At 70.0% G+C, this 16,898-nt stretch carries 14 protein-coding genes; 4 read left to right on the forward strand and 10 right to left on the reverse strand.

The genetic code is table 11. The annotated features are described in order from the left end of the window. Nucleotides 1-53 precede the first annotated feature (53 nt). Nucleotides 54-1,484, forward strand: a complete 1,431-nt coding sequence (gene pyk / locus GA0115233_RS12165) for a pyruvate kinase (RefSeq protein ID WP_093720196.1) — start codon at nucleotides 54-56, stop codon at nucleotides 1,482-1,484. A 104-nt stretch (nucleotides 1,485-1,588) separates the two neighbouring features. Here pyk and GA0115233_RS12170 read toward each other — a convergent pair whose 3' ends face one another. From GA0115233_RS12170 to GA0115233_RS12185, 4 genes are all read right to left on the reverse strand, one after another. Next, the gene (locus tag GA0115233_RS12170) at nucleotides 1,589-2,902 is read right to left on the reverse strand and encodes a hypothetical protein (RefSeq protein WP_093720197.1); all 1,314 of its coding nucleotides are present in this window, start codon (nucleotides 2,900-2,902) and stop codon (nucleotides 1,589-1,591) included. Continuing rightward, entirely contained in the window at nucleotides 2,892-3,452 is a 561-nt protein-coding gene (locus tag GA0115233_RS12175; protein WP_093720198.1) for a DUF6114 domain-containing protein, read from the reverse strand. Before GA0115233_RS12175 ends, GA0115233_RS12170 begins: the two co-directional genes overlap by 11 nt. Nucleotides 3,453-3,583: 131 nt before the next feature. Next, nucleotides 3,584-4,222, reverse strand: a complete 639-nt coding sequence (locus GA0115233_RS12180; RefSeq protein ID WP_093720199.1) for a DUF6230 family protein — start codon at nucleotides 4,220-4,222, stop codon at nucleotides 3,584-3,586. Between the two features lie 655 nt (nucleotides 4,223-4,877). Continuing rightward, entirely contained in the window at nucleotides 4,878-5,849 is a 972-nt protein-coding gene (locus GA0115233_RS12185; protein ID WP_093720200.1) for a tetratricopeptide repeat protein, read from the reverse strand. 202 nt (nucleotides 5,850-6,051) lie between these two features. Between GA0115233_RS12185 and GA0115233_RS12190 the strand changes: the two genes are divergently transcribed. Then, nucleotides 6,052-6,678 carry a TetR/AcrR family transcriptional regulator gene (locus GA0115233_RS12190; RefSeq protein ID WP_093720201.1) on the forward strand — a complete coding sequence of 209 codons (627 nt, stop codon included), beginning with the start codon at nucleotides 6,052-6,054 and terminating at the stop codon, nucleotides 6,676-6,678. A 262-nt stretch (nucleotides 6,679-6,940) separates the two neighbouring features. On the opposite strand, the gene GA0115233_RS12195 is transcribed toward GA0115233_RS12190, so the two are convergent. The 4 genes from GA0115233_RS12195 to GA0115233_RS12210 form a co-directional block, all read right to left on the reverse strand. Next, the gene (locus GA0115233_RS12195; RefSeq protein WP_093720202.1) at nucleotides 6,941-8,641 is read right to left on the reverse strand and encodes an acyl-CoA mutase large subunit family protein; all 1,701 of its coding nucleotides are present in this window, start codon (nucleotides 8,639-8,641) and stop codon (nucleotides 6,941-6,943) included. Between the two features lie 77 nt (nucleotides 8,642-8,718). After that, on the reverse strand, nucleotides 8,719-9,051 hold the full coding sequence (locus GA0115233_RS12200) for a DUF3817 domain-containing protein (RefSeq protein ID WP_093720203.1): 333 nt from the start codon (nucleotides 9,049-9,051) through the stop codon (nucleotides 8,719-8,721). A 64-nt stretch (nucleotides 9,052-9,115) separates the two neighbouring features. Continuing rightward, nucleotides 9,116-9,625 carry a MarR family winged helix-turn-helix transcriptional regulator gene (locus GA0115233_RS12205; protein ID WP_093720204.1) on the reverse strand — a complete coding sequence of 170 codons (510 nt, stop codon included), beginning with the start codon at nucleotides 9,623-9,625 and terminating at the stop codon, nucleotides 9,116-9,118. Nucleotides 9,626-9,647: 22 nt separating this feature from the next. Further along, the gene (locus GA0115233_RS12210; RefSeq protein ID WP_107406428.1) at nucleotides 9,648-10,910 is read right to left on the reverse strand and encodes an MFS transporter; all 1,263 of its coding nucleotides are present in this window, start codon (nucleotides 10,908-10,910) and stop codon (nucleotides 9,648-9,650) included. 81 nt (nucleotides 10,911-10,991) lie between these two features. On the opposite strand from GA0115233_RS12210, the gene GA0115233_RS12215 reads away from it, so the two are divergent. Both GA0115233_RS12215 and GA0115233_RS12220 read left to right on the forward strand, forming a co-directional pair. Continuing rightward, a complete protein-coding gene (locus GA0115233_RS12215; protein WP_093720206.1) occupies nucleotides 10,992-11,975 on the forward strand; it encodes an ArsR/SmtB family transcription factor in 984 nt (327 codons plus the stop codon). Between the two features lie 78 nt (nucleotides 11,976-12,053). Further along, the gene (locus GA0115233_RS12220; RefSeq protein ID WP_093720207.1) at nucleotides 12,054-13,052 is read left to right on the forward strand and encodes a glycoside hydrolase family 6 protein; all 999 of its coding nucleotides are present in this window, start codon (nucleotides 12,054-12,056) and stop codon (nucleotides 13,050-13,052) included. Between the two features lie 4 nt (nucleotides 13,053-13,056). Here the strand turns inward: GA0115233_RS12220 and GA0115233_RS12225 are convergent, their stop codons facing one another. Then, nucleotides 13,057-15,012 (reverse strand): kelch motif-containing protein, encoded by a 1,956-nt coding sequence (locus GA0115233_RS12225; RefSeq protein ID WP_093720208.1) that lies wholly within the window; start codon nucleotides 15,010-15,012, stop codon nucleotides 13,057-13,059. Nucleotides 15,013-15,015: 3 nt separating this feature from the next. Continuing rightward, on the reverse strand, nucleotides 15,016-16,818 hold the full coding sequence (locus GA0115233_RS12230; protein WP_250746923.1) for a glycosyltransferase family 2 protein: 1,803 nt from the start codon (nucleotides 16,816-16,818) through the stop codon (nucleotides 15,016-15,018). Between the last annotated feature and the right edge of the window lie 80 nt (nucleotides 16,819-16,898).

A 16,898-nucleotide genomic window follows, 5' to 3' on the forward strand; every position in this document is an offset into this window, starting at 1 on the left:
ATTTTCCGCCAGACGGAATATTCCGCAGCGAAACAAACCGATAGGATCGCCCCATGCGCCGTTCGAAAATCGTCTGTACTCTCGGCCCCGCGGTCGACTCCCATGAACAGCTCGTCGCGTTGATCGAGGCGGGCATGAATGTGGCCCGCTTCAACTTCAGCCACGGCTCGCACGAAGAGCACCAGGGCCGGTACGACCGGGTCCGGGCCGCCGCCGCCGAGACCGGCAGGGCCATCGGTGTGCTCGCCGACCTCCAGGGCCCCAAGATCCGTCTGGAGACCTTCGCCGAGGGTCCGGTGGAGCTGGAGCGTGGCGACGAGTTCGTCATCACCACCGAGGACGTCCCCGGTGACAAGCAGATCTGCGGGACCACCTACAAGGGCCTGCCCGGCGACGTCTCGCGCGGCGACCAGATCCTCATCAACGACGGCAACGTCGAGCTGAAGGTCCTGGATGTCGAGGGCCCCCGGGTCAGGACGATCGTCATCGAGGGCGGTGTCGTCTCCGACCACAAGGGCATCAACCTGCCCGGCGCGGCCGTGAACGTGCCCGCGCTGTCCGAGAAGGACGTCGAGGACCTGCGGTTCGCGCTGCGCATGGGCTGCGACATGGTCGCGCTGTCCTTCGTGCGGGACGCCAACGACGTGCAGGACGTGCACAAGGTCATGGACGAGGTCGGCCGCCGCGTCCCGGTCATCGCCAAGGTGGAGAAGCCGCAGGCGGTGGCGAACATGGAGGACGTCGTGATGGCGTTCGACGGTGTCATGGTCGCCCGTGGTGACCTGGCCGTCGAGTACCCCCTCGAAAAGGTCCCCATGGTGCAGAAGCGGCTCATCGAGCTGTGCCGCCGCAACGCCAAGCCGGTGATCGTGGCGACCCAGATGATGGAGTCGATGATCACCAACTCCCGTCCGACCCGCGCCGAGGCCTCCGACGTGGCCAACGCGATCCTGGACGGCGCCGACGCGGTCATGCTCTCCGCCGAGTCCAGCGTGGGCGCGTACCCGATCGAGACCGTCAAGACGATGTCGAAGATCGTCCAGGCGGCCGAGCAGGAGCTGCTCGCCAAGGGCCTGCAGCCGCTGGTGCCGGGCAAGAAGCCGCGCACGCAGGGCGGTTCGGTCGCCCGCGCGGCCTGCGAGATCGCCGACTTCCTCGGCGGCAAGGGCCTGGTCGCCTTCACCAAGTCCGGTGACACCGCCCGCCGGCTGTGCCGCTACCGCGCCTCCCAGCCGATCCTGGCCTTCACCACCGACGAGTCCACCCGCAACCAGCTGACCCTCAGCTGGGGTGTGGAGTCGCACGTCGTGCCGTTCGTCAACAGCACCGACGAGATGGTCGACCTGGTCGACGGCGAGGTCACCAAGCTGGGCCGGTTCAACCAGGGCGACGTCCTGATCATCACGGCCGGCTCCCCGCCCGGCGTCCCCGGCACCACCAACATGGTCCGCGTCCACCACCTGGGCGGCGACCAGCACAACTGACGGCCCCACGAAGGGTCTTGAGTACGGCGCTGAGGGCGCCCCCTGGATCAGGGGGCGCCCTCAGCGCGTGGTGCGGCTCCCGAACGGGCGGGACGCGGGCCGCCTCAGTCGGTGACGAACTGGTGCAGGCCGGGGACGTGCAGGGTGCCGCCGAACTGGGCGGCCTGGACGACCTTCACCTTGGTGAAGTAGATCAGCGGGATGTTCAGCGGCGGCGGGTTCTCCGGGCTGAACGTCACCGGGATCAGCCCCAGCAGATTGCCCGAGATGGACTCGGTGTACATGATCGTCTTGCCGTCGCGGATGGTGGACGTGGTGCCCTTGCCCGCCTGCACGTGGTACGTCTTGCCGGTCTGCGGGTCCTTCACCGTCTGGTGCAGGTCGCCGATGTCGGTGCCGTCGGATATGACGTACTTCAGCACTTCCTTGGTGCTGCCGTTCGCCGTACGGACCTTGACGATGCCCTTGTAGTCGGCGCCCTTGAGCAGCAGCGAGCTGGCGTTCAGGTACCACGGGTCGTCGGGCACCGGCACCGTGTTGTCGACACCGCCCTCCGCGTCCGTGGCGGCCGGGCAGTCCTCCGGGTCGACGCTCTCGGTCGCCGACGGGCTGGGCGTGGCGGTGGCCTCGTCGGCCGCCTCCTCGACCGCCTCGGCGGCGTCGTCGGCCGCCTCGGCAGCCGCGTCGGTGGTGTCCTTCGCCGCGTCCTTGACGGTGTCCTTGGCGGTGTCGGTGACCTTCTCGGCGGTCTCCTTCACCGGCTCTTCGGGCTTGTCCTCGTCGGCGCTCGGCGACTGCGTGGCGGACGGGGTGGCCGACGGCGTGGGGCTCGCGGTCTCCTCGTCGTCCTTGCCGGGCGTGAAGATGTCCTCCAGCGCACCGCCGATCTGCTCCAGCAGATTGGGGTCCGACTCGGTGGGGGTCGGCGTGGGCGTGGCCGGGGTGGCCTCGCCGCCGCCGGACTGCGGCTCGGGGGTCTTGCTCGCGGACGGGGTCGGCTCGGGCTCGTCCTTGTCGTCGGAACCTGAATCCGACGAAGAGGAACCGTCCGTGCCGGTCCCGGCCGTCTCGGTCGGGGTCGGCTCCGCCGACTCGTCCTCGGCGGGGGACTCGCTCTCGCTCGCGGACGGCGACGGGGACGCGGACTCCTCGGCCTCGCCCTCCAGGGCGAGCACGCAGTCCTTGTACTCGTCGGCCGTGAGGCTCTTGGCGGCCGGCTGGTCCTCGGCGTTGGCGAGCGTCGGCGTGAACCCCATCCCCATGAGGACCGCCGTCGGCATCGCGGCCAGGGCTATCGCCTTGCCGGCCGGCATGTGGAACCTGGTGAACAGCGGCTTCTTGGGAGCCGCATGCCGCGGCCCGGTTCTCGCACGGGACGTGTCCACGTCAGTCCCGTGGGTCACCTCGTCAGCCGGCACTGTGCCTCCCGTTCGCCCCGTTCGCCGGGCTCGTTCCTGACAGATCGTTCGGCTCGTCCACCGCGTCCTGCTCGGCCGGGAGTTCGCCCTCGGGGGCGGCCTCCTGCTGGTCCGCGCTCTCCTCCGCCTGCTGCGGCTGCTGCGGCACCCCGGGCGCCCATGCGACGGCCATCGCGCCGCCCACGAGGGCGAACAGGAAGCCGATCAGGAAGCCGCCCAGATTGGAGACGGGAATGGACACCAGCGCCAGCAGAATCGCCGCGACGCCCGCGAAGACGCGCACGTGCTTCTGGAACCAGAGGCTGACGCCGAGCACCATCAGCAGCACACCGATGATCAGGGAGCCGGCGCCCGCGGTCGTCGACATCGCCAGGGTCAGATGACCGATCTGGAGGTTCGCGTACGGGAAGTAGGCGATCGGGAGTCCGCCGAGCATGACGAACAGACCGGCCCAGAAGGGCCTCGCGCCCCGCCAGGCGCGGAAGTTCCGCCTCATGACCCGGAGGTAGTGCTCATCACGGCCGGGTACGGCAGGAGTCTCGGCGCTCATGGAAAACAGCTCCCTGCTGCGGCGTTGCTGTGGTGGTGAGTTGTGATGCTGGGGGTGCGGACGTGTGAAGAGGACGCCCGGATGGTGGACGGGCGGGGGCGCCACCGGCTCCCCCGCCCGTCAGTGAGTGCTTAGTAGCACTCCTTGACACCCGTCGACAGCTTCATCGACAGACCGCTGAGCTTGAAGGTTCCGGCGGTGGTGGCCCACGCCGTCTGCTTCACGTCCTTCAGCACGACCGAGTCGGCCTGCTGGGCGAAGCCGAACGGGTTGGCCTGCTCGCCGCCGCCCTTCATGCCCGGACCCTTGCTGGCGTCCTTGGCGGCCACACCGATGTCGATGCCCTTGAACGTCGCGTCGGCCTCAAGGTCGGCCACGTCGATGTACAGGTTCTCGGCCTCGACCGGCTTCTTCGGGTCCTCGCCGGCCCGAAGGATCAGGCTGACGTTGCCGAGGATCGGAATGTCAGGGGTGACAACCGACTGGCACAGGCTGTTGATGGTCGCGGACTTGAAGGCCGAGACCGCGACGGGGTGAACCGTCTTCTTGCCGCTGAGCGTGTAACCCTCGTCGAGGGCGCCGTACTGGGCGAAGCCCGTACCGTCGAGCTGCTTCGTCGTCACCTTGAACGACTGGCCCGACACGCTGAACGACGCGGCGAGAGCGCCCTGCGCGAGGGCGACACCTATCGCAGCCGTGGCGGCGACGCTGGGCACCATCACGACGGCGAACCGCTTCCATCTGGTCCCGCCACGCACCTGGGACTCCATATTTCCTCCTTCTCGGACGTACATCTCCTGGCCCTGACTGGCTCGTACGACTCGACGGCTCAGCCGGGCAGGGATGGGAGAAGTGCTACGTCCTCGGGAAGGAGAGCGCCCGCACTCGGCGGCGCGGGAACCGCGCCCGAATCACCGGCGATCACCCCCGAGCGACAACCACTGGTCGCGCCTGACACGCATCACGCACAACCTTGCTGGACAGGCTTCGCCGGAGAGCGAAGACCCCCCTGCCCAAGAACCGGCGTCATTGCCGCCGGTTCTGCCCGGTGGGGACCCTGGACTCCCGTCACCCCGGCTGGCTGTCGGGGCAGTTCGGGAATGGACCGAGCGTGGCCGATCGTGGTGCATTCTGGCCGCCCGCACAAGGGGGTTCGTTACTCGCTAGTAACGGCCGGATAACCGAGGGGCGACCCGCCGGTCTCGGACGGCGACGCTCGGTCGCCTCAGGGGGGTGAACAAATCCAGGAATCACCGGACAGAATCCGACAGACCAACGCCCTTGATTTACTGGCAGTAACAGCGGCCGCGATTACCAAGATTTGGTAAAGCGCGGCCGCAGTGGCACCAGGTTGGCCGGTTCCTTCACTCCCGTCACACGCGCTTGCGCATGCGGTGACCGGTCAGAACGGGCTTCGTGACTCGCTCAGAACAGGGCTCGCGCCAGGGCCCGGCGCGCCGCCGCCACCCTGGGATCGTCGGCCCCGACGACCTCGAACAGCTCCAGCAGCCTTACCCGTACGGCCTCCCGGTCGTCACCGGCGGTGCGCTGCACCGTCTCGATGAGCCGGCCGAAGGCGTCCTCCACATGACCGCCGACCAGGTCCAGGTCGGCGGCGGCGATCTGCGCCTGCGGGTCACCGGGCCTCTCGGCGGCCTCCTTGCGCACGGTCTGCGGATCGGCGCCCTGCACCCGCTGGAGCAACTCGGCCTGCGCGAGCCCCAGTTTGGCCTCGGTGTTGCCCGGGTCGTCGCCCAGAACGTTCTGGTACGCCCGGATCGCCCCGGACAAGTCGCCCGCGTCCAGGGCCTGTACGGCGGCCTCAAGCAGCGCGTCGTGCGGACCGGCCGGGGCGGCGGGCGCCGACCGGTCGCCAGGCTGGGCCTCCGGGTCGACCTGCAGACCGGTCAGCCCGAACCGCTGCTCGGCCACGGTCACCAGCTGGTCGAGGGTCTCGCGGATCTGCTGCTCGCCCGCGGCGCCCTGGAAGAGCGGCAGCGCCTGTCCGGCGACGACGGCGAACACCGCGGGGATGCCCTGCACGCCGAACTGCTGCATCAGCATCTGGTTGGCGTCGACGTCGATCTTCGCGAGGAGGAAGCGGCCGTTGTACTCGACGGCGAGCCGCTCCAGGACGGGGCTGAGCTGCTTGCAGGGCTGGCACCACTCGGCCCAGAAGTCGATGACGACGGGTACCTCGGTGGACCGCTGGAGTACTTCTCGCTCGAACCCGGCCTCGTCGACATCGATGACGAGGTCCGCGGGTGAGACGGCCCCGCCCCCGCCCTGCCGGGCCGCTTCGGCGCGCGCCTGCTCCGCCTTCGCCTTGGCCTCCTGGGCCGCCTTCACCGCGGCGAGGTCGACGACTCCGCTCATGGACATGTTCCGTGGCTGCATGCGTCTATCCTCCCCCGTTCTCGCGCGCGAGTGAAAAGCGATGAGAAAGCCGGTCAAGCTTTCGATGCGGGGGGTCCCCACCCCACGCCAGTGGTTTCGCTACGAGTCGTAGCGTAATGGCACCGAGTGCCTCCCGGGGACGCGGGGGCGGTGATCTGCCTCACGGCGCCGACGCACAGCAGGCGTGGTTATCGTGCTTGGCATGCAGAGCAGCACTCCGGCCCCACGGGCCACCGGACGCCCCCGCAGCGCGGCGGCGGACGCGGCGATCCTCGCGGCGACCCGGGAGGCGCTGGTGGAGCTGGGCTGGTCGAAGCTGACGCTGTCCGACGTGGCGACCCGGGCGGGGGTCGCGAAGACGACGCTGTACCGGCGCTGGGCGGGCAAGAACGAACTCGTCGTGGACGCGGTGGCGGAGCTCTTCGACGAACTCGAACTCCCCGACTGCGGGACGCTGGGCGCGGACATCGAGGGCGTGGTCCATCAGTTCGCGGCGATCCTGGCGCGGCCGGAGGCCAAGAGCGGGCTGATGGCGGTCGTCGCGGAGTCGACCCGCGACGAAGCCCTTCGCGAACGCATCCGCGCGTCCATCGTGGACCGCCAGAAGCGGCTCGTCCTGGAGGGCCGCGCCCGCGCCCAGGCCCGCGGCGAACTCCCTCCGGAAACGGACGAGTCCGAGGCCTCCCGCACGGTCGACCTCATCTTCGACGTGGTCGCCGGCGCGGTGGTCCACCGCTGCCTGGTCAGCGCGGAACCGGCGGACGCGGCGTGGGTCCACCGGTTCACGACGGTACTCGTGGCGGGCCTGGCGGCCGCATCTGCCGACTGAGGTTTCGTCGCGGACTGCGGGTGCGTGGATGACTGGTCGCGCAGTTCCCCGCGCCCCCAGGTAGCTGCAGTCGACCTACGTCGCCATGGCACGCACGCAGCTGCGGGCAGCCGTGCCTCCCCCAGAGTGGGACCCCAGGCGGCACAAACCGGCATAGCTGCGGGCAGTCGTGCCGCAGGGCGGCACGGGTGGGCTGGGGGTCCCCCCTCCGGGGGAGGCCCCCCGATGGCGCCGGGCTGCGCACCCACCCCCGCCGTCAGCCTCAGAAGCCCGCAGGCTCCGTGTACACCCCCCACTCGTCGCGGAGCACCCCGCAGATCTCCCCGAGTGTCGCCTCCGCGCGCACCGCGTCCAGCATGGGCTCGATCATGTTCGACCCGTCCCGCGCGGCCGCGAGCATCGCGTCCAGCGCGGCCCGCACCGCCGCGTCGTCCCGCCCGGCCCGCCGCTCCCCGAGCACACGGACCTGCTCCCGCTCCACCTCGTGGCTGACCCGCAGGATCTCCAAGTCCCCGGTGACGGACCCGGTGTGGACGTTCACGCCCACCACCTTCTTGTCACCCTTCTCCAGGGACTGCTGGTACCGGAACGCCGACTCGGCGATCTCCCCGGTGAACCACCCGTCCTCGATCCCGCGCAGAATGCCGGAGGTGATCGGCCCGATCGGGTGCCGCCCGTCGGGATGCGCCCGCATCCCCCGTTCCTTGATCTGGTCGAAGATCTTCTCCGCGTCCGCCTCGATCCGGTCCGTCAACTGCTCGACGTACCACGAACCACCCAGCGGATCCGCGACGTTGGCGACCCCGGTCTCCTCCATCAGCACCTGCTGCGTGCGCAGCGCGATCTCCGCCGCCTGCTCCGACGGCAGCGCCAGCGTCTCGTCGAGCGCGTTGGTGTGCAGCGAGTTCGTCCCGCCCAGCACCGCCGCCAGCGCCTCGACGGCCGTCCGCACGACGTTGTTGTACGGCTGCTGCGCGGTCAGCGAGACACCCGCGGTCTGCGTGTGGAACCGCAGCCACTGCGCCTTCTCCGACTTCGCCCCGTACACGTCCCGCATCCAGCGCGCCCAAATGCGCCGCGCCGCACGGAACTTGGCGATCTCCTCGAAGAAGTCGACGTGCGCGTCGAAGAAGAAGGACAGGCCAGGGGCGAAGACGTCCACGTCCAGCCCGCGGGACAGCCCCAGCTCCACGTACCCGAAGCCGTCCGCCAGCGTGTACGCCAGCTCCTGCGCGGCCGTCGCCCCGGCCTCGCGGATGTGGTACCCGGAGACCGACAGCGGCTTGTACGCCGGGATGCCCGCCGCACAGTGCTCCATGAGGTCGCCGATCAGCCGCAGATGCGGCTCGGGCTGGAACAGCCACTCCTTCTGGGCGATGTACTCCTTGAAAATGTCCGTCTGCAAAGTGCCGTTGAGCACCGCGGGGTCGACACCCTGCCGCTCGGCCGCCACCAGGTACATGCAGAACACCGGCACCGCCGGGCCGCTGATCGTCATCGAGGTGGTGACATCACCCAGCGGGATGTCCTTGAACAGGACCTCCATGTCGGCCGCCGAGTCGATGGCGACCCCGCAGTGCCCGACCTCGCCGAGCGAGCGCGGGTCGTCGGAGTCCCGCCCCATCAGCGTGGGCATGTCGAAGGCCACGGACAGACCGCCGCCACCGTTGGCGAGGATCATCTTGTAGCGCTCGTTCGTCTGCTCGGCGTTGCCGAACCCGGCGAACTGGCGGATCGTCCAGGTCCGCCCGCGGTAGCCGGTGGGGTACAGGCCCCTGGTGTAGGGGTACTCCCCCGGCCACCCGATCCGCTCGAAGCCGTCGTAGGTGTCCCCCGGCCGGGGCCCGTACACCGGCTCCACGGGATCACCGGAGAGCGTGGTGAAGTCGGCATCGCGCTTGCGCGAGGCGTCGTACCGGGCCTGCCAGCGTCGGCGGCCCTCTTCGATGGCGTCAGCGTCCATACCTTCGAATTTACTAGGACGTCCTAGTAAATGTCGATGGCAAACCGCCGTGAGCAGTTCCTCACGACGGTGTGCGACTACGCCTTGACGGCGGCCGGCTGAGCGCCCTCGACCAGCGGGAGCGTCTCCCGGGCGATCCTGCGCTCGACGAAGAAGGCGGCCAGCGGGATGGTCCCGGACAGCAGCACCCACAGCAGCTTGCCGAACGGCCACTTCGCCTTGGAGCCCAGGTCGAAGGCGAAGATCAGGTAGATGATGTAGAGGACGCCGTGGATCTGCGAGACCGCGAAGGTCACGTCCTCGCCCTTGTCGAACCCGTACTTGAAGATCATGCAGGTGCACAGCACGAGCAGCATCACGGCGGTCACGTACGCCATGACGCGGTAGCGGGTCAGCACGCTGGATTTCATGCCGTCGAGCGTAACCGCAGGTTCCGGGCGATCTTCGCGCGGGTCCGGGGCCCGCTCCGGCCCCCTACTTCTCCTCGAAGTCGTGCGCCGCGATCCGCAGCGGCCGCAGCATCGCGAAGATCTCCTTGCACTCCTCCGCGTCGTACACGCCCAGCCCGAAGTCCATGGCCATCAGGTCCCGGGTGGCCGCCTCGACCACCTCGCGCCCCTTGTCGGTGATGGAGGCGAGGGTGCCGCGCCCGTCGTTGGGGTTGGGCCGCTTGGCGACCAGGCCGGACTTCACCAGCCGGTCCACGGTGTTGGTCACCGAGGTGGGGTGCACCATCAGACGCTCGCCGATCTTCGACATCGGCAGTTCCCCGGCCTTGGAGAAGTTCAGCAGCACCAGCGCCTCGTACCGCGCGAAGGTCAGCCCGTAGGGCTTGACGATCGCGTCGACCTCGCCGAGCAGGATCTGCTGGGCGCGCATGATCGAGGTGATCGCGGCCATGGACGGCACATTGCCCCAGCGCTGCTTCCAGAGTTCGTCGGCGCGGGCGATGGGATCGAAGGGAAGACTGAGCGGCTTCGGCACGGCAATAGACCTTACCGGCCGGTCATATCGTGGTCAGCCCCGTCTCGCCCATCGGTCCGCGGGAGGTCCGCCGCACCTCCAGGACGAGGCCGAGACAGCAGGCCGTACCGAGCGCGCCGACCACCCCGACCACGGTCGCGACCGGCCAGAACTCCGCCGCCGCCCCGGCCAGCGCCATGCCGATGCCCTGGATGGTCATCAGACCCGCGGTGTGCACGGTCATCGCCCGTCCGCGCAGTTCCTTCGGTACCGCGTCCACGAACCAGCGGTCCAGCCCCAGGGTGTACGCCCCGGCCAGCCCGGTGACCAGCAGCGCGGCCAGGATCCAGACCAGGCCGGGGGCGAGCGGGTAGACCAGCAGGGGCAGCAGTCCGCAGGAGGCGAGCGGGAGGACGATCCGGGAGCGGGCGGCGGGCGAGAGGGCGGAGCCGGCGTACACCTCGCCGATGATGGTGCCGACCGGCATGGCGGCCATCAGCAGGCCGACCGTGGCCGTGCCGATGCCGATCTCGTCCGCGTAGGCGGCGGCCAGCGCCTCGGGCGCGACCATGAACATCGGCGGCACCCACAGGAGCAGCAGCAGCGCGCGGATCCTGCGGTCGCCGAGCACCTCGCGGGCGCCTGCGAGGGAGTACCGCACGAGCGAGCCGCCCTGTGCGGTGGCGGGCCTGCGCCGGGTGCCGAACCGCAGGAGCAGCGCGGAGCACAGGTATGTGGTCACGGTGACGGCCAGGGCGCCGCGGGGTGTCACGACGGTGAGCAGGACGCCGCCGAGTCCGAAGCCGATCAGTACGGCGCTCTGCGAGACCATCCTGAGCAGGGAGCGGCCGAGGACGAAGAGGTCGCCGTCGCCGAGGATCTCGGCGAGGGTGGCGGTGCGGGTGCCGCTGAACACCGGCGAGACGACGGCGATCACACAGCGCAGGGCGAGCAGTGCGGCGACGGGGGTGCCGGGCGCCGCCATGACCAGGGCGCATCCGGCGCAGACCAGGTCGCACACCACCAGTACCCGCCGTGCGGGGTACCGGTCGGCGATGCCCGAGAGCAGGGTGCCGCCGAGCAGGTAGGGCAGGAAGCCCATGGCGAAGGTGAGCGCGCTGAGCAGCGGCGAGCCGGTGAGCCCGTAGACGAGGACGGTGAGCGCGATCTCGCCGACGACGGTGCCGAGCAGGGAGAGCGCGAAGGCCGCGAAGACGGCCTGGAACTCCCGTACGGCGAAGACGCGGCGGTAGCCCGTGGGTTCCTGGAGGTCCGCCGACGCGGGCGGGCTGGTCTGGTCCGGCATGGGCGGCATCCTGCCCAGGGGTGGGCCGCCCGCCGTAGAGTTTCGGCGACAGCCGAATGTTCCGGATCAGGAGGAGGTGCCGTGCCGTCCCATCTGCGCTTCGGCGACGACGATCTCCTCCGGTGCCGGTTCGCGATCTCCCCGCTGTGGGAGACCCAGGACGCGGTGCGCACCCTGCGCCGACGGGACCGGCACGGCTACCACCCGCAGTGGCTGCGCCGGATCCAGGAGTCGGCCCGCGCGCTGGACCTGGCTCCGCTGTGGCTGCTGATGCCCAGGCGCGGGCACACCCCGGACTTCCTCGGCCCGCCCCCGATCGGTCCCGCGGCCGACTTCGAGGAGGAGCTCGCGGCGGTCCGCTCGGCCGATCCGGAGGCGGCGCGCGACGACATGGCACGCGCGCTCGCCGACACCCCGGGCGCCCTGCACTCCCCCGAGGGCCGGGCGCTGCTGGCCGACCCCGCCCGCACCGTCCAGGAGCTGGCGGATCTGCTGGCGGAAGCCTGGCGCGTCCTGGTGGCCCCGGACTGGCCGCGGCTGCGCTCCCTCCTCGAAGCCGATGTCGCCTTCCACTCCCGGCGGCTGGCGGAGGTGGGTCTGGGCGCGCTGCTGCCCGAGCTGGACCGGCGGCTGTCCTTCCGCGGCCGCACGCTGACCATGGAGGTGGCCGCCGAGCATGTGCGCGATCTCGGCGGGCAGGGGCTGGTGCTGATGCCGAGCGTGTTCTGCTGGCCGGACGTGGTCAGCGGCTTCGAGCCGCCCTGGCAGCCGACGGTGGTGTATCCGGTCCGGGGCCTGGCCGGGCTGTGGGCCGAGCCCGCGGCCGGTACCTCCGAGGCACTGGTACGGCTGCTGGGCCGGGGCCGGGCGGCCGTGCTCGCCGCGCTCGACGAACCGGCCACCACCTCCGCCCTCGCCCACCGTCTGGGTCTCGCGCCCTCGTCGGTGTCCGCGCACCTGACGACGCTGCGGGACACGGGGCTGTTGGTCTCCCGGCGCTACGGCCACCAGGTGCTGTACGAGCGGACGCCGCTGGGGATCGCGCTGGCCTCGGGCGGCGCCTGAATCATGTCGATTCCGTAATAATTGTCCCCTTTGTGGAACGATTGGTGACGTACCGTCACCTCCGCTCCAGGGAGCAGCATGTCCCGGCTGATCCACACCCTCGCGGGTCTCGCGGTGCTCGCACTCGTGGTGGGCTGTTCGTCCGAGGCCGACATCGACGAGGCGTCCGTCGCCGCCGCCTCGTCCCGGCAGGCCGCTCCGGCGCCCGGCTCCCCGTTCTGGGTCGACCCGGGCAGCCCCGCGGCCCAGCAGATCGAGCTGTGGCAGCGGCAGGGCCGGACCGAGGACGCCAAGCTGCTGCGCCGGATCGCGGACCGGCCCGCCGCCCTGTGGCCGACGGGGGAGAGCGACCCCGGGCCCGCCATCCGCGCGGCCACCGCCGCGGCGGCCGCCGAGGGGCGTACCGCGGTGTTCGTGGCGTACGACATCCCGCACCGGGACTGCGGGCAGCACTCCGCGGGCGGCGCGCCCGACGCCGACGCCTACCGGCGGTGGATCGAGCGGTTCGCCCAGTCGCTCGGCGGCAGCAAGGCGCTGGTGGTGCTGGAGCCGGACGCCGTCGCGCACATGGTGGACGGCTGCACGCCGGGCGAACTGCACGCCGAGCGGGAGCAGTTGCTGAGCGAGGCGATCCGTCGTTTCAAGCGGCAGCCGCACACCAAGGTCTACCTCGACGCGGGCAACCCGGCCTGGATCAAGGAGCCGGAGAAGCTGGTCGAACCGCTGCTGCGGGCCGGGATCGCGGAGGCCGACGGGTTCGCGCTCAACGTCTCCAACTTCCAGACCGACGAGGTCACCAAGGAGTACGGACGGGTGCTGTCCCGGCGGCTGGACGGCAAGCACTTCGTGATCGACACCAGCCGCAACGGCAACGGCCCGCTGCCCGGCGTCTGGTGCAACCCGCCGGGCCGCGCCCTCGGCAGCGCGCCCACGACGAGGACCGGGGATCCCGTCGTGGACGCCTACCTCTGGGTCAAGCGGCCCGGGGAGTCGGACGGCACCTGCGCGGGCGGCCCGCCGGCCGGCCAGTGGTGGCCGGAGTACGCGCTGGGCCTGGCCCGCAACGCCAAGGGCTAGCGGGTCACTTCACCTGGATCCACTTGGCCACCGAGGGTGTGCCCTCGGCGTCCGTCACGAACAGCATGTACCAGCCGGGCGGCACCAGGGCCGGGTCCTCGGGGACGGTGACCGTCACCGAGTCCTCGCCCTTGGCCAGGCCGAGCGCGATGGAGCGCTGCTCGACGTCGGTGGTGTGGGTGACCGCGCTGGGCCGCATCAGACGGGCCTTGGCGATCCGTTCGGGGTGGTCGGTGGTGAAGGTCGCCTCCCGGTTCTCGGGCAGCGCCTCGGGGCCGTCCTTCAGTACGGGCCGGTCGGCGCCGTTCTTGTGCAGGGCGGGCGGGGTGAAGACCTCCATGCGCTGCTCGAAGTGGCCGAGCTTGGTGTTCTGCTGGTCGTCGAAGAGCGGGTCGGAGCCGAAGGTGGCGATGCGGCCGTCGGGCAGCAGCAGCGCCTCGGAGTGGTAGTTGCGGCCCACCTTGGGCGCGGCGGCCTCCCGGAAGCGGTTCTCCTTGGGGACGTAGAACTGCGCCTTGAAGATGTTGCTGGCGCTGCGGCCGCGGTAGTCCTCGGAGCCGTTGGTGGTGAACACCGTGTCGTCCGGCATGATCACGCTGTTCAGGTAGCGGGTGCCCTGCGGCAGGTCGGGGCCGTCCTCGAAGGCCGGGTTGTCCTTCTTCAGATCGACGACCGCGGTGCGCGGGGTGGACTTCTTCGACTCGCCGACGCCTCCGCCGCCGAGGATCATCACCTTCTGGTCCTGCGCGGGCGGCAGCAGCAGCGAGGCGGCGGTCTCGGTCTGGTCCAGGTCGCGCAGCCCCGGCACCTTGGTGAAGGTGTTGGTCTCCAGGTCCCACAGGCCCGGTTCGCGGCCCTGGTCGGCGGGCCCGTAACCGGCGTTGGCGGCCGGGTAGAAGAGCTTGCCGCCCTTGGTGAGGAACAGCGCCGGATAGGTGGGGAAGTAGCGCTTGGGGCCCGGGGACCACTTCTTGGTCTTCGGGTCGTAGATCTCGTTGTCGCCGGGGTCGATCACCCCGACGTCGTCGAGCCCGGAGACCGCGAGGACGCGTCCGTCCTCCAGGCCGACCAGGGTCGGGTACCAGCGGGCCTTGTCCATCGGGTCGACCGGGACGTACTTCTCGGCGACCGGGTCGAACTCGTAGGCGGCGCGGATGCCCTGGAAGTCCTGCTTGTCCAGGGTGATCTTCTCGGAGAGGCCGTAGGTGTTCTTCGCCTCCTCGCCGGTCAGCCCGACGATCTCGTACTGCGCCTGCTTGTTGGTGACGGACAGCGGGCCTTCCTCCATGGCCTCCACGAAGACGCGGGCCTCACTGGCGGTGACCTTGGTCTGCCAGGGCTGCATCACCCCGGCCTTGTTGTAGGTGACCTTGAAGGTGCGCTTGGCCTTGGGGACGGTGACGTCGAACTTGGTGACGTACTCGACGCCCGCCGGTGAGCGGAAGCGGGTGCCCTTCTTCAGGAACACGGCCTTGTCGGGGCTCTCGTTCTTCACCCGCATACCGCCGCCGGCCCGCTCGACCTCACCGTCCAGCAGCTCGTAGCGGGCGGTGCCGCCGGCCACCAGCAGGCGTCCGTCGGGGAGTTGGGCGTGGCCGGAGCAGAAGAAGTCGTCCGGGGTGGGGATCTTCTTGAAGGTGTTCTTCACCGGGTCCCACAGGACGGTGTCGAAGTCGCCCGCGTCGAACTTGCGCTGCTCGTTGCCGGAGCCCGCGACGATGAGCACCTTGCCGGTGTGCAGCAGGGCCGCATGGATGGCGTTGGTGCGGTACTGCTCGGGGATGTCGACCATGCTCCAGGACCCGTAGCGGGCCTTGTAGCCGGGCTGGGCGATCTTGTACTCGTGGTACTTCTCCCCCGCGAAATCCAGCGCGGCGGGGGCGTTCAGGCCCAGCAGGATCGTGATGCCGCCGATGCCGAGGACGGTCTTCTTGGTCTTCTTGGAGGGGCGGTAAGCCATGGACTAGTTGCCTCCTGTCGGGGTGCCGGAGACGGATGCGGGGGCGGCGAGGGCGGACTCGGTGCCGTCGGCGGGCCGCGCGGCCGGGACCGTGGACTGGGCCGCGCGCCGCTCCCTGACCCGGGTGGAGATCCACACCGCGACCGGCGCGAGCGAGATCACCATGGCGAGCACCGCCCAGGTGCGCATCGCCACATGGGTGTGGTCGAGCACCACGGACGCGGCCAGCGAGGCGCCGAGCAACAGCGCCCACCCCAGATGGATACGGAAGGTCAACAGCCGGTCGGGGCTGACGTCCTCGCCCTTGGGGGTGACGACGAACCGGCTGGGCCGGCGGATCAGCGCCTCGCCGAAGGACTTGAGGTAGATCGGCGCGGACAGCGCCGACATCGCCATGCCCGCGAGCCCGCCGGAGCCCTCCGGTTCGTGCGGCGAGACGTTGTGCCTGCGGTTCCACAGGTAGAGCGCGATCTGCAGGGCCGCCGCGTCGCTGTAGAGCATCAGCCACACGGAGGCGGCGACCTGGGTGCCGGAGGCACCGAACCACAGGAAGAGGAAGCAGCTGAGGATGCCGAGGAACCAGTTGACGGCCGTCATCGGGTAGTAGACGAGCATCAGCGTGTACGAGAACAGGCGGCCGGGCGGCATGGAGAACGGCGCCTTCCAGTACTGCTTGATCAGGGTCTCGTAGGTCCCCCGCGACCAGCGCATCTGCTGGGTGAAGAAGTCGGTCCAGGAGGCGGGGCCCTCGCCGACGGCGAGCACGTCCGGGGTGTAGACGGAACGCCAGTGCCGCCCGGTGAGCGGATTGCGGCGCCGGTGCAGTTCGAAGCCGGTGGCCATGTCCTCGGTGATCGAGTCGTACAGCCCGCCGATCTGTTTGACGGCGGCGATCCGTACGACGTTGTTGGTGCCGACGAACATGGGCGCGCGGTAGCGGTTTCCGGCCCGCTGGATGAGCGCGTGGAAGAGGAACTGCTGGGACTCCGCGGCCTTGGTGACGGGGTGCTGGTAGTTGCCGTAGACCTGGGGGCCGACGACGAAGGCGACGTCCGGGTCGCGGAAGTAGCCCATCATCCGCTCCAGGAAGTTCGGCAGCGGCACGTGGTCGGTGTCGACGGAGGCGAAGAAGTCGTAGTCGCCGCCGTGCATGGCGATCCAGGCGTTGTAGTTGCCGTGCTTGGTACGGGCCTTGTGGACGCCCTTGGGGCGGTTCCACTCGGGGACGCCGTGGCGGGTGAAGTGGCGGACGCCGAGTTCGGCGCACAGGGCCTTCGCGGCCTCGTCGTCGCCCTCGTCCAGGAGCCAGACGTCCAGCGGTCCGTCGTGGGTGATGCGGACGGCGCCTTCGAGGGTGGCGCGGACCATGTCGATCGGTTCCCGGCCCGGGACGTAGGTCGTCAGGAAGGCGACGCGGGTACCGGACTCGGGGACGACCGGCACGGGGTCGCGGGCCACCAGGGTGGCGTGGGCGACGGACAGGACGTTGACGACCATGAACAGCTCGATCAGCCCGATCGAGACGAGCATGGTGATGTCGAGGTCGACCAGCCAGCGGTCGCCGCCCTCGCGCGCGACCCAGTGGGTGGGCCAGACGAGGTAGACGAGCAGGGCGCCGGTGAGCAGGGGCGCCAGGGTCATCAGGAGGACGGCTCGTATTCGGTGCGGCTCGCGGGAGAGCAGTGAGGTGTACTGCACCCGGTAGGCCGCTTCGTCCGGCTCCGTGAGCGGTCCGGCGAGTCGGCTGTGGGTGTCGTAGTCATAGCCCTCCGGCCGCACAGCGCCCTCCAGTGATCGAGGAGTCATCGACGATCGCGCCGATACCCATACACAAGTGGACATTTGTGGGCGTGTCGAACTGGGAGCGTCCAGGTGGGTGCCTGGTA

The sequence above is a fragment of the Streptomyces sp. DI166 genome, from assembly GCF_900091315.1.
GTDB lineage: Bacteria > Actinomycetota > Actinomycetes > Streptomycetales > Streptomycetaceae > Streptomyces > Streptomyces fuscus.

What these genes read in the sequence shown, in the direction of transcription:
- pyk (WP_093720196.1), top strand. Translation starts at nt 54, where the DNA reads ATGCGCCGTTCGAAAATCGTCTGTACTCTCGGCCCCGCGGTCGACTCC.
- GA0115233_RS12175 (WP_093720198.1), bottom strand. Translation starts at nt 3,452, where the DNA reads ATGAGCGCCGAGACTCCTGCCGTACCCGGCCGTGATGAGCACTACCTC.
- GA0115233_RS12180 (WP_093720199.1), bottom strand. Translation starts at nt 4,222, where the DNA reads ATGGAGTCCCAGGTGCGTGGCGGGACCAGATGGAAGCGGTTCGCCGTC.
- GA0115233_RS12185 (WP_093720200.1), bottom strand. Translation starts at nt 5,849, where the DNA reads ATGCAGCCACGGAACATGTCCATGAGCGGAGTCGTCGACCTCGCCGCG.
- GA0115233_RS12190 (WP_093720201.1), top strand. Translation starts at nt 6,052, where the DNA reads ATGCAGAGCAGCACTCCGGCCCCACGGGCCACCGGACGCCCCCGCAGC.
- GA0115233_RS12195 (WP_093720202.1), bottom strand. Translation starts at nt 8,641, where the DNA reads ATGGACGCTGACGCCATCGAAGAGGGCCGCCGACGCTGGCAGGCCCGG.
- GA0115233_RS12200 (WP_093720203.1), bottom strand. Translation starts at nt 9,051, where the DNA reads ATGAAATCCAGCGTGCTGACCCGCTACCGCGTCATGGCGTACGTGACC.
- GA0115233_RS12210 (WP_107406428.1), bottom strand. Translation starts at nt 10,910, where the DNA reads ATGCCGGACCAGACCAGCCCGCCCGCGTCGGCGGACCTCCAGGAACCC.
- GA0115233_RS12220 (WP_093720207.1), top strand. Translation starts at nt 12,054, where the DNA reads ATGTCCCGGCTGATCCACACCCTCGCGGGTCTCGCGGTGCTCGCACTC.
- GA0115233_RS12225 (WP_093720208.1), bottom strand. Translation starts at nt 15,012, where the DNA reads ATGGCTTACCGCCCCTCCAAGAAGACCAAGAAGACCGTCCTCGGCATC.
- GA0115233_RS12230 (WP_250746923.1), bottom strand. Translation starts at nt 16,818, where the DNA reads ATGACTCCTCGATCACTGGAGGGCGCTGTGCGGCCGGAGGGCTATGAC.